The organism is Hymenobacter psoromatis, assembly GCA_001596155.1.
In the GTDB taxonomy this organism is placed as follows: domain Bacteria; phylum Bacteroidota; class Bacteroidia; order Cytophagales; family Hymenobacteraceae; genus Hymenobacter.
In genome coordinates this window covers 3,862,341-3,876,923 of record CP014771.1, presented here as the reverse complement: position 1 = coordinate 3,876,923, position 14,583 = coordinate 3,862,341, and the positions used below count along the sequence as shown (strand labels likewise).

At 61.5% G+C, this 14,583-nt stretch carries 12 protein-coding genes and 1 other annotated feature; of the genes, 4 read left to right on the top strand and 8 right to left on the bottom strand.

Annotated elements, in window-relative coordinates:
* Positions 1-5: 5 nt before the first annotated feature.
* The 4 genes from A0257_16655 (at position 6) to A0257_16640 (ending at position 5,701) form a co-directional block, all read left to right on the top strand.
* Entirely contained in the window at positions 6-4,049 is a 4,044-nt protein-coding gene (locus tag A0257_16655; protein AMR28563.1) for a hypothetical protein, read from the top strand.
* 43 nt (positions 4,050-4,092) lie between these two features.
* Positions 4,093-4,770 (top strand): hypothetical protein, encoded by a 678-nt coding sequence (locus tag A0257_16650; GenBank protein AMR28562.1) that lies wholly within the window; start codon positions 4,093-4,095, stop codon positions 4,768-4,770.
* Positions 4,771-5,035: 265 nt separating this feature from the next.
* Positions 5,036-5,293 carry a hypothetical protein gene (locus A0257_16645; protein AMR28561.1) on the top strand — a complete coding sequence of 86 codons (258 nt, stop codon included), beginning with the start codon at positions 5,036-5,038 and terminating at the stop codon, positions 5,291-5,293.
* Between the two features lie 135 nt (positions 5,294-5,428).
* Complete coding sequence (locus tag A0257_16640) at positions 5,429-5,701, top strand: hypothetical protein (protein AMR28560.1); 273 nt, start codon at positions 5,429-5,431, stop codon at positions 5,699-5,701.
* 1,306 nt (positions 5,702-7,007) lie between these two features.
* Here A0257_16640 and A0257_16635 read toward each other — a convergent pair.
* From A0257_16635 to A0257_16600, 8 genes are all read right to left on the bottom strand, one after another.
* The gene (locus tag A0257_16635; protein ID AMR28559.1) at positions 7,008-7,205 is read right to left on the bottom strand and encodes a hypothetical protein; all 198 of its coding nucleotides are present in this window, start codon (positions 7,203-7,205) and stop codon (positions 7,008-7,010) included.
* Between the two features lie 131 nt (positions 7,206-7,336).
* The gene (locus A0257_16630) at positions 7,337-7,633 is read right to left on the bottom strand and encodes a hypothetical protein (protein AMR28558.1); all 297 of its coding nucleotides are present in this window, start codon (positions 7,631-7,633) and stop codon (positions 7,337-7,339) included.
* 54 nt (positions 7,634-7,687) lie between these two features.
* On the bottom strand, positions 7,688-7,912 hold the full coding sequence (locus A0257_16625) for a hypothetical protein (protein ID AMR28557.1): 225 nt from the start codon (positions 7,910-7,912) through the stop codon (positions 7,688-7,690).
* 37 nt (positions 7,913-7,949) lie between these two features.
* The gene (locus tag A0257_16620; GenBank protein ID AMR28556.1) at positions 7,950-9,185 is read right to left on the bottom strand and encodes an acyl-CoA dehydrogenase; all 1,236 of its coding nucleotides are present in this window, start codon (positions 9,183-9,185) and stop codon (positions 7,950-7,952) included.
* Between the two features lie 113 nt (positions 9,186-9,298).
* Positions 9,299-10,120 (bottom strand): hypothetical protein, encoded by an 822-nt coding sequence (locus tag A0257_16615; GenBank protein AMR28555.1) that lies wholly within the window; start codon positions 10,118-10,120, stop codon positions 9,299-9,301.
* A gap of 7 nt (positions 10,121-10,127) precedes the next feature.
* On the bottom strand, positions 10,128-10,802 hold the full coding sequence (locus A0257_16610) for a molybdenum ABC transporter permease subunit (GenBank protein ID AMR28554.1): 675 nt from the start codon (positions 10,800-10,802) through the stop codon (positions 10,128-10,130).
* A 147-nt stretch (positions 10,803-10,949) separates the two neighbouring features.
* The gene (locus A0257_16605) at positions 10,950-11,687 is read right to left on the bottom strand and encodes a hypothetical protein (GenBank protein ID AMR28553.1); all 738 of its coding nucleotides are present in this window, start codon (positions 11,685-11,687) and stop codon (positions 10,950-10,952) included.
* Positions 11,688-11,941: 254 nt separating this feature from the next.
* Positions 11,942-14,395, bottom strand: coding sequence for a hypothetical protein (locus tag A0257_16600; protein AMR28552.1), 2,454 nt, complete (start codon positions 14,393-14,395; stop codon positions 11,942-11,944).
* Positions 14,396-14,456: 61 nt separating this feature from the next.
* Positions 14,457-14,564, bottom strand: a binding site (TPP riboswitch).
* Positions 14,565-14,583 lie beyond the last annotated feature (19 nt).

Below are 14,583 nucleotides of genomic sequence, written 5' to 3'. Positions count from 1 at the left end.
TTAGTATGGCTGCCACTGTTCTTTCGCCGCCTGTTCAGGCGGTTGACTTTGACCCTTTTGCCCAAGCCGAAATTGCCTTGCTGGTGCCGCTCACGGCATCGCAGGCTGAAATATGGCTGGCCTGCCAGCTCGGGGGCGACGACGCCAGCCGGGCCTATAACGAATCGGTATCGCTGCGCCTGCGCGGCGCACTGGAGGTAGCGGCGCTGCGGGCGGCACTGGCGGCGCTGCCCCAGCGCCACGAGGCCCTGCGCGCCACGTGCAACGCCGATGGCGCGGTGCTGTGCGTGGCGAAAGAGCTGGCCGTGGACCTGGCACACGTGGACCTCGCGGCCACCGCCAAGCCCGGCACTGACTGGAGGGCGCGGGCGCTGAGCTACTACGCGGCCCAGCAGGCGCAGCACGTGTTTGACCTGGTGCGGGGGCCGCTGTGGCAGGCTAGCCTGCTGAAATTAGCCGATGGCGAATTTCATTTTACCCTCACGGCCCACCACATTATCTGCGATGGGTGGTCGCTGGGCGTGCTGCTGCAAGACCTGGGGCAGCTGTACTCGGCGGCGGTGGGGGGTAGGGAGCCGGGGATGCCGGCTGCCACGCCCTTCAGCCAGTATGCCGAGCAGGAAATCGATTTTCAGGCCAGCGCCGCCTACCGCCAGACCGAGCAATACTGGCAGGCGGTGTTCCGCGACGGTGCCCCGACGCTGCGCTTACCCACTGATTTTGAGCGCACTGCCGAGCGCACCTACCAAAGTCAGCGCCTCGACTACTCCCTCGACCCGGCCCTGGTGGCGGGCCTGCGCACGGTGGGCCGGCGGGCGGGCACCAGCTTCGTGACCACGCTGCTGGCGGTGTTTGAAGTGCTGCTGCACAAGCTGACCGGGCAAGACGACCTGGTGGTGGGCCTGCCGGCGGCCGGGCAGTCGGCCACCGGCCTGGGCACGGTGGTGGGCCACTGCGTGAACCTGCTGCCCCTGCGCAGCCGGCCCAGCGGCCCCAGCCACTTCGACGATTACCTGCGCACCCGCAAAACGGAGTTGTTTGATGCCCTGGAGCACCAGCAACTCACCTTTGGCCACCTGCTGACCCAGCTGCCGCTGCGGCGCGAGGCCGGGCACCTGCCGCTGGTGGCCGTGCTGTTCAACGTGGACCTGGGCTTCGATGAGGGGGTAGCGTTTGCGGGTCTCACGCACGAGCTGGTCAGCAACCCGCGGGCTTTCGAGAATTTTGAATTGTCGCTGAATGCCAGCGGAACAGGCAACCACCTGGTGCTGGAATGCTCGTACAACGTGGCCCTGTTCCGGCCCGAGCGCATCGAGCGGCTGCTGGCCGGCTTCACGCGCCTGGCCGAGCAGATTATCGCCAAGCCGGCCACGCCGCTCGCCGACCTGCGCCTGGCCGCGCCTACCCTGCCCGAAGCCTACCAGCGGCTGAACGCCACCCAAGCGCCCTACCCCGCCACGGCCACGCTGCCGGCCCTCCTCACGGCCCAGGCGCTGGCCACTCCTGCCAAAACCGCCATCAAGCTTGGGGAGGCCGAGCTGTCGTATGCCGAACTGGACCGCCAGGCTGACCAGCTGGCCGCCTATTTGCAGCCCCGGCTACAGCCCGGCGACATCGTGGCCGTGGCGCTGGAGCGCGTGCCCAGCCTGCTCGTGGCGCTGCTGGCGGTGCTCAAGTGCGGCGCGGCCTACCTGCCTCTCGACCCGGCATATCCGTCGGAGCGCCTGGAATTTATGCTAAGCGACTCGGAAGCCCGCCTGCTGCTGACTTCGGCGGGCGGCCTGCCTTCCCTGGCCGGTGGCCCGCCCCGGCTGCTGCTGGACGAGGCGCTCGCCGAAGCCGCCACGCGGGCGGGCGCGGCCCCTACCCCCCTTGCCAGCCCCGACAGCCTGTGCTACGTGCTCTACACGTCGGGCTCAACGGGCCAGCCCAAGGGCGTGGCCATCACGCACCGCAACGTGGTCAATTTCCTGACCAGCATGCAGCAAGCGCCCGGTATTACGGCAGCCGATAAGCTACTGGCCATCACGACTATTTCGTTTGATATTGCCGGGCTGGAATTATTTCTGCCGTTGGTAAGTGGCGCTACCGTGGTGCTGGCCGATGCCTACTCGGCCCGCGACGGGCGCGCCTTGCTGCACCTGCTCGAAGCCGAGCAGATTACGATGTTGCAGGCCACGCCCTCGACCTGGCAGCTGCTGCTGGCCGCCGGCTGGGAAAAGCCCCTGCCGCTGGTGGCTCTGTGCGGCGGCGAGCCCCTACCCCTCGCCCTGGCCCGCAGTCTTCAGGCCAAGTGCCTGGCGCTGTGGAACATGTATGGCCCCACGGAAACTACCATCTGGTCGGCGGTGCAGCGTATCGAGCCCGGTGCGGCGGTTATTACCGTGGGCCGGCCCATTGCCAACACGCAGCTTTACGTGCTGGATGCGCAGGGCGAGCCCGTGGCGCCCGGCACGGCCGGCGAACTCTACATCGGCGGTGTGGGCGTGGCGCGCGGCTACTGGCAGCGGCCCACTCTCACGGCCGAACGCTTTGTGGCCGACCCTTTTACCTCCGTTACCGGGGCTACCATGTACCGCACCGGCGACGCGGCCGTGCTGCTCGCCAACGGTGAAGTGCAGCTGCAAGGCCGCCTCGACGAGCAGCTGAAGCTGCGCGGCCACCGCATCGAGCCCGGCGAGATTGAGGCCCACCTCACCCGCCTCGACGGCATCCGGCAGGCGGTGGTGGTGGCGCAGGAGCGCACCGCCGGCGACGAGCGCCTGGTGGCGTACCTGGTGCTCGATGGCCCGGCTGCTTCCGAGGCGCTGGCGGCCCGGCGCGCCAGCTGGCAGCTGGCACTGCATGCGCATTTGCCTACCCACCTGGTACCGAGCGAGTTTATCGTGCTCGACGCCCTACCCCTGCTGCCCAACGGCAAGACCAACCGCCCGGCCCTGCGGCTGCGCGCCGCGCCGGCGGCCACCATTACGGCCGCCGTGGGCTTCGTGGCGCCGCGCACCACCGTGGAGCATCTGGTGGCCGACAGCTGGCGCGAGGCCTTGAAAATCAGCGAAGTCGGCGTTTTTGACGACTTTTTTGACCTCGGCGGCCATTCGCTCATTGCCGTGCAGGTGATGGCGCGCCTCGAAAAAGTGACTGGCAAGCGCCTACCCCTGGCGGCGCTTTTCACCCACCCCACCGTGGCCGCGCTGGCCCTGCTGATGCAGCGCGACAATAGCAAGGCCATTACCTGGGACTCGCTGGTGCCGATAAAGCCCAAGGGCAGCAAAACACCCCTCTACATCGTGCACGGCGCGGGCATGAACGTGCTGCTATTCAACGCGCTGGCTCGGAATATGGACACCGAGCAGCCCATCTACGGTTTGCAGGCGCGGGGCCTGAATGGCTTGGATAAGCCGCTGGACCGCATCGAGGACATGGCCGCGCACTACCTGGCGGCCATTCAGGCGCAAAACCCTGATGGGCCTTATGCATTGGCCGGCTTCTCGTTCGGCGGCCTCATTGCCTTCGAAATGGCCAGGCAGCTGCTGGCGATGGGCAAGGAAGTGCGGTTCCTGGCCATGTTCGACACCTATGCTTATCAGTCCAACTATCATTTACCACCTCTGAAGCGCTTGGCTAGTAATGGCTTAATAACGCTTAAGAAAGTTGTATATACGCTGGGGCGGCTGGCCAAACAACCCGGCCACACCATCGCCTACCAGCGCGAGCAAATGTGGTTTAAGTTGGGTGGGCTATTGGGCCGGTGGGGATTGAAGGGTAAGTGGCAGCCCAATTTTGGCTACCCCCCCCTGGTCGACTGGATGAACGAGCTGGCCTGGCGCCGCTATTCTTTAGTGCCGGCCCCCGTGGCCATTGAGCTGTTTCGGGCCAGCCACCGCACCTTCTACATGCCTGATTTTGAGTTCCTGGGCTGGCAGCCACTCGCGCTAGAGGGCATCACCATTCACGAGATGCCCGGCGAGCACAGCTACATGTTTGCCCCGCCCCACGACCAGGAATTTGCTATTGTTTTACAAGCCCGCTTAGACGCCGCCGCTCGCTAATTTGATGATACCACTACCCCCTACCCCCCTCTCTTCCAGCAGCGTGCATGCTGGCTACCTGGCCCCGCAGCTGGCTAATACCCTGGTGGTTTATCGCCTCGCGGTGGCCGATTTTGCCGAGCGTGAGGACACCCTGAATGCCCTGCTGACGCCCGCCGAGCAGCTGCACGCGGCGCGCTATGTCCGCCCCGCCGACCAACTGCGCTTCCGGGTGGGGCGCGCCTGCCTGCGCTACCTGCTGGGGCAGCGCCTGGGGCAGCCGCCGGCTACCATTGCCCTGCAAACTGGCAGCTACGGCAAGCCCCGGCTGGCCGAGCCGGCCGGCGTTCATTTCAACGTGGCGCACTCGGGCAACTGGGTGGTGGTGGCGCTGGCCGCCCGCGAAATCGGCATCGACCTGGAGCAGCTGATACCCGATTTTGACTTTGCCGACGTAGCCGCCCAGCGCTTCAGCGACCCCGAGCGGCGCCTGCTGGCCCTGAGCCGTGAACCGCAGCTAGCCTTCTACCACATCTGGACGCAGCTCGAAGCGCGGGCTAAAGCCAGCGGCCTCGGCCTCGGCGATGAGGACCTTAGGCCCGCCGCCAATGGCTACCCCGCTGCCCAGTGGACCGTGCAAAACTTTGGCCTGATTCCGGGCCACCCCGGCGCGCTGGCCTACCCTGCCGACTGGCAGCCAGTTATCCAGTTTCGCAGCCTGGACGCCCGCCTTATGGGCTGATGCAGTGCGTCTTATACGCAACGCCGCCCCGCCGACTGGTAGTTGGTGGGGCGGCGTTTTTGTTTGGGATTTGATGAAATTTGGTGAGCTTTAATGCTTTCAGGTTGCCACCTGCTGCGTTGAGCTGGGAATCGCGCTAAACAGCCATAAGTGGAGGAAAAAAAAGGGTATCTTATGCCACCCGGCAGAATCGAGCAAGGCGTTGGCGGGCTGTGAGTAATCTTTTCACGTTATATTTTTTTATTATAAATTCATTTTTACGCGCATGAAAAAAATCTTCTTATTTAGTGTCCTCAGCCTGGTTGCGGCTGGCTCCTCGGCCTTTTACCCTACTAGTGCGAACCCCGACGGCTACCTGATGGTAGTGGGCAGCGGCCAGCCAGGCACCACTTCTTCCGTCCCGAAAATTACTATTATTCAACCCGACGGCCAGCAACAGGTGCAGCACCTGCCGGCCATTAAGATTGGGGCCGAGCGCTACAGCACTGCCGCCGGCGTAGCCCTGCACCAGGCGGAATTCTGACCATCAATAAGTTCCGGGCGCATGGCTGGCGGGTAGTAAGCATGGCGCAAAGCACGGTGGGCGTGGGCACCACCACCGAAACGGTGTACCTGCTGGAGCGGTGCTAAGTGCCCGGCGGCCTTTGTATCTTGCCGTATGCTACGCACCGACCTCATCACCATCGACCCGGAAATAACGGGCGGCACACCGGTTTTTACGGGTACGCAGGTTTCTATTCAAACCTTGTTCGACTACCTGGCAAGCGGCGACTCGTTGGCCGAGTTTCTGGAGGGATTTCACAGCGTAAGTCGCGCACAGGCCGAGGGGGTTATTCAACTCGCTGCTAAAATTTTAATTCCCGACTACTTACACGTAGAGCCGGCTCAAATTGACTTCGCCGCGTTAATGGCTCGCCATGAGGCTGCTTGATGAAGACCTGGACGTGAAGCTGCGTTATCGCTTCGGGCCGCAGCATGAAGTAAGCACCGTGCGGCAGCAATATTGGCTGGGTAAGAAAAACGGCGAGCTATCGGCCTCTTTTTTGTATGTTTGAGACTATGAAAAAGCTTCTGTTTTACACAGCAACACTCATTATGACTGGGTGCAGCTCCGAGGTAGTTGATAGTAGTAAAGCACAAACTGAGCAGAATCGAGCACAAATCCAAGCTGATTCTATAGCAAAAGAAGATTTAGACAAACGTCAAGATGCTTGGTTTAAAAACACACCACACATCGATGGATTTGGAACTGTAAGAACAGATAAAAATCTAAATTATGTATATGAAGCAAATATCATAAATCCCAAAAATCGCGCTAAAATTATAGGGTTACAATTTGAGGTGTTTCCAAAAGATTATGGAAGTAGCTATGAGAATAAAATTAAAATTTCGATTTTACCAGGAAAGACAAAGGCAGTTAAATTCCCCGTACCAACCAGTAACACAGCCGTTTCAGTTAAAGAAGTTTATTATGAGGGTGGGTCAATAGAGCGACCAGAGGATTCTTTTCCTAAAATATAAAAGCCTCGCCTATCAAGGAAGAATTTTCTTATGCTTAGCCCTATGAAATACTTTATACTCTGGATAGTTTTCAATTTAGCCGCTCTCGCACTTGAAAGTACTATAGCTTTGATAATGCTTAACGTTCTTTTCTTACTATGTTTTTTTATGCTGGATAGTTTTAATAAAAAAGATTAGTAGAACCACACTGTATTATTAGGGCGTGAGGACAATAACGCCGGTTAATATATCTTTGTTGTTAATTTCTGATTTATGCGCCGTCACGAAGTTTCCGATGCCACTTGGGCCTTGGTCGCCCCTCACCTTTCCGGCAAAGCCACCGATTGTGGCGTGACGGCTACAGATAATCGCTTGTTTTTCAACGCTGTACTCTGGATTGCGCGTACCGGCTGTCCGTGGGCCGACTTGCCTGAACGCTTTGGCAAGACCAATTCCGTTTGCAAACGCTTTCGCCGATTAGCCCAAAAAGGGGTCTGGCTCCGCTTATTTGAGGCCGTCAAAACGCCGGATTTGGACTGGGTCATGCTCGATTCGACAGTCGTGCGGGCCCACCAGCATTCGGCTGGCCAAAAAAAAGCGACCCCGTTACCGAGTGCCTGGGCCGCAGCCGGGGCGGCATCGGCACCAAAATCCACGGCTGCGTCGACGCCTTAGGCAACGCCGTGCGCCTGATAGCCACTGAAGGCCAGGCCGGTGATAGCCCGCAGGCCCTGCCACTACTGGCGGACTTGGCACCGGGTAAAGTACTGGCTGACACGGCTTATGATAGCGATGAAACCCGCGCTTATTGCGCCCAACAGGGCATCGAGGCGGTCATTCCGAACCGTCCCAACCGACTGGAGCCAGCCTCGATAGACGAAGAAACCTACCGCGACCGCAACAAAATAGAGCGGTTTTTCGGTCGCCTCAAGCAATACCGACGACTGGCAACGCGCTATGAAAAAACCGTTGTTTCGTTTCTGGCTTTTTGGCATATGGCAGCAGCCATAGATTGGCTTCGATAATTGTCCTCACGCTCTAGAGCCGAAGTTGTGCGGCCAAAGGATTATTCTTCATCCGTTTCCCACCGCAAACGCGCTAGTTCGTCCCGGCCAATCGAAGCAGTTTCTGACTTGTCGTAAATTGATAGTAAGAATAGCTTCACTACCTGCGTATCACTAGCTACCACGCGGCAATACGTAATGATGCGCGCCCCGCCGCTTTTACCGCGGCCTTTGCTGGCAATGGCGATGCGAACCTTGTAGCAGTCCTGTCCTAGCGGTTCACCGTGGGTAGAATCCTCTTCTAATACCTTCACCAACCAGTCCAATTCGGGCTTGAGTGAGTGGTACTTCTTAAGCACAAGGTTTGGCTTCGCGGCGAAAGTTGGCGGTGGTAACGAGCAGGACCAACGGCATCAGTAATCAGCTAGAAAATCGGTCAACGTGATTTGGGGTTGGCGGCCGGCCATAATCTCCGGCACTTCGCGTAGCGCATCACTTAGCCCTTTGAGCACCAGCTCGCGGCCTTGCAGCTGGCGGTAGTAGTGCTTCAGCTCCAGCCAATCGGCAATGGGTAGTACCACGGCTTCGGGCTTACCGCTGGCGTCAGTGAGGTAATGCAAGGAATCGGGGGCAGACATAGCTTGACTTATTTTTCAAGAATAAAACGACTAATGCTTACTTAAACGCCTGAATACCCGTAATATCCGCGCCCGTAATGAGCAGGTGAATATCGTGCGTGCCTTCGTAGGTAATCACCGATTCCAGGTTCATCATGTGGCGCATGATGGGGTACTCGCCGGTGATGCCCATGCCGCCGTGAATCTGGCGGGCCTCGCGGGCTACGCGCAGGGCCATTTCGACCGAGTTGCGCTTGGCCATTGAAATTTGGGCGCTGGTGGCTTTACCTTCATTTTTCAAAACCCCTAAGCGCCAAGCTAATAGCTGCGCCTTGGTGATGTCGGTAATCATCTCGGCCAGCTTCTTTTGCTGGAGTTGGAAAGCGGCAATGGGCTTGCCGAACTGCTCGCGCTCCAGGCTGTACTTCAGGGCCGATTCGTAGCAGTCGATGGCCGCGCCGATGGCTCCCCACGCGATGCCGAAACGCGCCGAATCGAGGCAGCTTAGTGGGCCTTTCAAGCCTTCGATATTGGGCAGAATATTCTTTTTCGGAATGATGACGTTATCGAACACCAGCTCGCCGGTGATGCTGGCGCGCAGGCTCCATTTGTTGTGGATTTCGGGGGTAGTGAAGCCGGCCATGCCGCGCTCCACGAGCACGCCTTTGATGCGGCCCTGCTCGTTTTTGGCCCACACCACGGCCACCTGGCACTCGGGCGAATTCGATATCCAGAGCTTTGCACCGTTCAGGATATAATGGTCGCCCATATCCTTGATATTGGTGGTCATGCCGCCGGGGTTCGAGCCGTGGTCGGGCTCGGTGAGGCCGAAGCAGCCGAGCCACTCGCCGCTGGCCAGCCGGGGCAGAAACTTCTGGCGCTGCGCCTCCGAGCCGTAGGCATAAATTGGAAACATCACCAGCGAGCCCTGCACCGAGGCCGTGGAGCGCATCCCGGAGTCGCCGCGCTCAATCTCCTGCATAATCAGGCCGTAGCTGATGTAGTCCAGGCCGCCGCCGCCGTACTCGGCCGGGATGGTGGGGCCAAACGCGCCCACCTCGCCAAACTTGCGCACGATTTCGGACGGGAAATGCGCCTGCTGCGCCCACTGCTCGATATTGGGCGAAATCTCCTTCTTGACAAAATCGCGGATGCTCTGGCGCACGAGGATGTTTTCCTCGGTCAGCAGACCGTCGAGGTCAAAATAATCGGTGAAACCGTTAGCGTTGGTACTGCCTTTCTGGGCGGTGTGGGCTTTGGCTTCGGGACTGAGAACGTCGGCGATGGAGGACATGGGCGGGGGTAGGGATAGGATTCAGGCAAAGGTACTTCGCCAAAAGAAGGCACCGGAGCTACGAGCCCGCGCCCGAAATAATTCCCGCGCGCCTGGCTCCGTCGCTGACGGACTCACGACGGGCGCACTACCTCCACTGCCAGGATAATTTCCTCGCCTACCCCGGCCGCCCCACTTATCTCAATTTCCGCGCCGCCTGGCAGCCGCACCCGTAGCCGACCACCGGGCAGCATGGCCAGCACGCGGCCGGCCACCGTGGCGGGGGTAGGCGGCGCGGCGGGCGGCCCTACCCCCCGCACCTGGCCCAGGTCCAGGGTCAGCACGCGGTGGGCGAGCTGCGCGATTTCGGCCGGGTCGTGGCTGACGAGAATAGTCGTCAACTCAAAGCGCCGGTGCACCTCGGCCAGGGCGTGCCGCAGGCGCTGGCGGGTAGGCAGGTCGAGGGCCGAAAGGGGCTCATCGAGCAGCAGCAGGCGCGGGCGGCGGGCCAGGGCGCGGGCCAGCGCCACCCGCTGCTGCTGGCCGCCCGAGAGCACGGCCGGCCGCCGGTCGGCCAGCTCGGTTAATTCCAGCAATTCCAATAATTCGCTGATAATTTTCTTTTTATCAGCCTGACCTTCAGCGGCGAAAGCCAGGTTTTCGCGCACCGTCATGTTTGGGAACAGCGCGTAATCCTGAAACACGAAGCCCAGCGGGCGGCGCTGCGGCGGTAGCCACTGGCGAGCGGCGGCATCAAACCACGTTTGCTTACCAAAACGCACGAAGCCCGCGTCGGGCCGGTCGAGGCCGGCCAACAGGCGCAGCAGCGTGGTTTTGCCCGCGCCCGAGGAGCCGGTCACGGCCAGCAGCTCGCCGGGGGGTAGGGCCAGGGCCACGTCGAGGGTGCGCGGGCCGGCGGCGGTGTGCAGCGCTTTGGTCAGGTGGAAATCGAGCACGGGCGAATTACGACGGGCGGGCGTCCCGCCGGCTAAACCAGTAGAGCGCCGCCAGAATGCTGAAAGCTACCACTACCAGCGTGAGCGCATAGGCGTTGGCCTGGCCGTAGTGCTGGCTCTCGACCTCATCATAAATAGCGATGGAAGCCACGCGCGTGCGGCCTGGCAGGTTGCCGCCAATCAGCAGCACCACCCCAAATTCGCCCAGCGTGTGGGCAAAAGTGAGCACCGCGCCGCTGAGCAGCGCGGGTCGCATATTGGGCAGCAGCACCCGCCAAAGGGTCGTAAAGCGCGATTTGCCCAGCGTGGCCGCCGCCTCGGCCAGCGCGCGCGGCAGCTGCTGAAACCCCGCCTGCAACGGCTGCACCATAAAAGGCAAGCTATATACCAGTGACCCCATCAAAATGCCGGCAAACGTGAAGTTCAAACTCAGCCCCAGCCGGTTAATCAAAAACCGCCCTACCCCCGTGTCGTCGCTGAACGCCAGCAGCAAGTAAAATCCAATGACTGTGGGCGGCAGCACCAGCGGCAGGCTCACCACCGCTTCCAGCAGCGGCTTGAGGCGCGAGCGGCTGCGCGCCAGCCCGTAGGCCAGCGGCAGGCCCAGCCCCAGCAGCAGCACCGTGGTGCAGGCCGCCAGTGCCAGCGTCAGGCGCAAGGTTTGCCAGTAGTCGGAAGGCAAGGGGGTAGGGATTAGGAGTTGAGGATTAGTGCCGTCTGTCATTGCGAGCTTGCGAAGCAATCTTTCCTTCCGTTAGGGATAGCAAATTCGACGATGCGAACGACCAGGAAAGATTGCTTCGCAGGCTCGCAATGACAGACGGTTTTTTCACAGCCCAAACCCGTACTTTTTCAGCGCCTGCCGGGCCGCCGGAGTGGCCATAAACGCCGCGAACGCGGCGGCCGTGGGGTTGCCGCCGGCGCGCTTCAGCACCACGAAACTTTGCTGCAAGGGCGAATGCGCGCTGGCCGGAATGAGGTAGAACCGGCCCGCCCGGCGCAGCTCAGGGCTGAGGGCCAGCGCGTAGGCCAGCAGGCCCGCGTCGGCCGCGCCGGTGGCGGCGTATTGGGCGGCCTGGCCGATATTTTCGCCCAGCACCAGCTTAGGCTTTATTTGGTCGAAGAGTTTATAGTGGCGCAGCACTTCTTCAGCGAGGCGGCCGTAGGGCGCGTGGGCGGGGTTGGCGATGGCGACGTGTTGCACCCGCGGGTCGAGCAACGTATTCATTCCTTTTACGCTAGGGTTCAGCTTCTTGCTCCACAGCACGAGGCGGCCCAGGGCGTAGGGCCGGGGCGCGCCGGCCGTGAGCCCGGCTTGCTGCAAGCGCCGGGGGTAGTCGCTATCAGCCGAGAAGAACATATCGAACGGCGCATCGTGGCGCAGCTGCTCGTAAAATTTGCCCGACGAGCCGTACACGACCGTGACTTTAGCCGCTGGCTGCTGGCGGTTGAAAATCGTCACCAGCGAATCCAGGGCGTATTTCAAATCGGCGGCGGCAGCGATAGTAAGGCCGGGCGCGGCGGGAGGGGTAGGCGCAGACGTAGCGGGCAGCCAGCCAGCCAGCAACCAGGCAAAAAGTAAGCTCAACATCAGGCACGAAGCCGGCCGCAGCGCGCCGCCGTTATATCCGCAAAGATAGAGCGCGGCTTAGCTGGCTGGTTCGGGCCGCAAAAAGCCCGGCCGCGTTGGGCGGCCGGGCTTGGTTGGTATTGTAGTCTTATGGGAAACGGGCTTCCCTACCCCCGCCCTACGCGAATACCAGACCCAAGGGCAGTTCCAAACTCAGGATTTCGTCACGCAGCGGGTCGGCGGCGTGAAAATTACCACCGCAAATTAATCGAAGCCAGGAAATTCTGGCGGGCCTGCGGGTAGAAATAATTATAGTATTGCGCCTGCCCGCTGCTGATATATCCGTAGGTATAGCCGTTATTCACGAATGTGGCTCCCAGCACGTTGTTGAGCACGGCGGCCAGCTCGATTTCGCGGAAGCCCAGCGCCGTGGGGTGCCAGAGGTAGCGGGCGCGCACGTCCTGCACGTAGTAGGCCGGAATGCTGCGGCTATCGGTGGCCGTGTTGTCGAGGTACTGGCGGCCGGCGTAGCGGGCCAGCGTGGCCAGGCGCAGGCCGGGCAGCAGCTCGTATTCCAGGGTGTAGGCGAAGGTGAGGGCGGGCGAAAACGAAATATCGGTTTGCTTGAACGTGGTGCCACGCTCGACGTTGGTGTCGTAGTCGGTCAGGTAGTCGGTGTAATTATTGATTTTATTCCGGCTGATGGTCGCCGTGGGGCTAAAGGTGAGGCCCTTCGCCACGCGGGCGGCGGCTTGCAGCTCGATGCCGGTGCGGTACGAGTCGCGCACGTTGGTGTGGATGGGGTTGCCCACGTCGTCGAGGTGGCCGCTCAGCACGAGCTGGTCGCGGTAGAGCATCAGGTAGTAGTTGGCCGACCACTGGAACGCGCCGGTGGTGCGGCGCAGGCCCAGCTCCACGTTGTGCAGTTTTTCGGCGGTCGGGCGGCGGTTGGCGGGCGTGTCGGTGTAATCGGTGCGGGTAGGCTCGCGCTGGGCCAGGGCGTAGGAGGCGTAGGCGGCCACGGCGGGCGTCACCTGGTAAGTCAGGCCCGCCTTGGGGTTCAGGAAGTTGAAGTTGATGGTTTGCTGGCTCTTGCCGCCGTTGGGGCTGCCGTCGGGCGCGTACAGCTCGTAGCTCACGTGCCGAAACTGCACGTCGCCGAAAGCCGACAGGTTTTCGGCCAGCGTCACGGTAGCGCGGGCGTAGGAATTCACGTCGAGCTTGTGGGCGTTAGGCTCCGAATAGTAGGGCGTGCCGGTTTCGGGAATATTGTTGCCGCGCTGCGCCCAGGTCAGCTCATCGAAGTGCTGGCCGCGGTAGCCCACCACCGCGCCGCCCACGGTGAAAGTTTGCAAAAATGACTGATTGAAGGTGCCTTGCAGCGCGTAAGTCGCGCCGTAGAGGTCAGTCTTGAGCCAGCGGCGGCGGATAACATCGGTCGTCGTCAGCGTGTCGAAGCCGCCGCCCGTGCGCGGCTGATACACCGGCCCCGAAATGCCGTACATGGCAAAGTTCTGATTAGCCTTATACTCCTCGTAGTAGCCGCCGCCGCGCGTCCAGAAGGGCGTCACGCTTAGGTTAAATTTGGAGTTTAACTGCCTCGAAATCAAGAGCTGATAATAATCCTGCTGGTAATTATCCGTCTGATTTTTATACGCTGGCAGGTGCTGGCCCGCGTCGGTGCCGGCCTCGTTGTAGCGCCGGTTTTTGGTTAATAACGAGTCGGCCAGCCCGTACCACGCCTGGTAGGTTGTTTCGTAGCCGGTGATGATGAGCGCCCGCAGCAGCGTTTTTTCATCCGAATACGTGCCGGCCAAATACAGCGACCTGAGCCGCGACCAGCCCCGGTCAATGTAGCCCTCGCTCTGGATGCGCGAGGCCCGCGCATCCACCGTGAAGTGGCCGTTTATCAGGCCCGTACCGGCCGCCACGGTGCTTTTCCAGGTTCCGAACGAGCCGGCCGAGTTATTCACTTCGGCGTAGGCTTTGGACCGTAAACCCAGGGTTTCCACGTTCAGGCTGGCCCCGAACGCGCCCGCGCCGTTGGTGCTGGGCCCCGCCCCGCGCTGCACCTGAATGCTCTTAATGGACGAAGCCAAATCGGGCAAATCCACGAAAAACACGCCGTGGCTCTCGGCCTCGTTCACCGGCACCCCGTTGAGGGTCACGTTGATGCGGGTGCCGTCGGTGCCCCGGATGCGCAGGGCCGTGTACCCTACCCCCGCGCCCGCGTCGGAGGTCGTCACCACGCTCGGCGTCTGGTCGAGCAGGTAGGGCAGGTCCTGGCCAAAGTTGCGGGCTTGCAGCTGCTCGCCGCTCACGTTCTGGTAGGTGGTGGCGGTGCGCTCGTTGGCGCGGGTGGCCGTGACCACGGCCTCCGGCGTGAGGTTGTGGGCCACTTGTAGCGCCAGCGGGGAAAGCTGCTGCGCTTCCGGCTGGCCAGTAAGCGGCTGGCTGATAGCCTCGTAGCCCACGAAGCGCACGTGCAGCGTGTGCGGGCCGGCCGGCACGGCGGGCAGCCGGAAGCGGCCGGCGGCATCGGTGGTCGCGCCCAGGGTAGGGGCGTCGCTCAGCACCACGGTGGCACCGGGCAGGGCCGCGCCGGTTTGGGCATCGGAGATGAGGCCGGACACGGGGCCCTGCGCCCACGCCGGTGCGGCCGCCAGCGACAGCAGCGTCGCGCCCGCTAAAAGGGTAGTTTTCAACTAAATAAAAAACTAAAAGGTAGAACGCACCCCGGCCACAGGGGTCGCGGCCAGGGCGGAAACGTTCGCGGATTGTTTTTCCCGACGCCGGCATTATCCGGTTCCGGTTCAATGGGTGTAATCTCAGCCGGCCAGGATTATCTCCGAGCCAGCACCCCTAAACAGGTCGCAAAGATACACCTAACGGC

What these genes read in the sequence shown, in the direction of transcription:
- A0257_16655 (AMR28563.1), top strand. Translation starts at nt 6, where the DNA reads ATGGCTGCCACTGTTCTTTCGCCGCCTGTTCAGGCGGTTGACTTTGAC.
- A0257_16645 (AMR28561.1), top strand. Translation starts at nt 5,036, where the DNA reads ATGAAAAAAATCTTCTTATTTAGTGTCCTCAGCCTGGTTGCGGCTGGC.
- A0257_16640 (AMR28560.1), top strand. Translation starts at nt 5,429, where the DNA reads ATGCTACGCACCGACCTCATCACCATCGACCCGGAAATAACGGGCGGC.
- A0257_16625 (AMR28557.1), bottom strand. Translation starts at nt 7,912, where the DNA reads ATGTCTGCCCCCGATTCCTTGCATTACCTCACTGACGCCAGCGGTAAG.
- A0257_16620 (AMR28556.1), bottom strand. Translation starts at nt 9,185, where the DNA reads ATGTCCTCCATCGCCGACGTTCTCAGTCCCGAAGCCAAAGCCCACACC.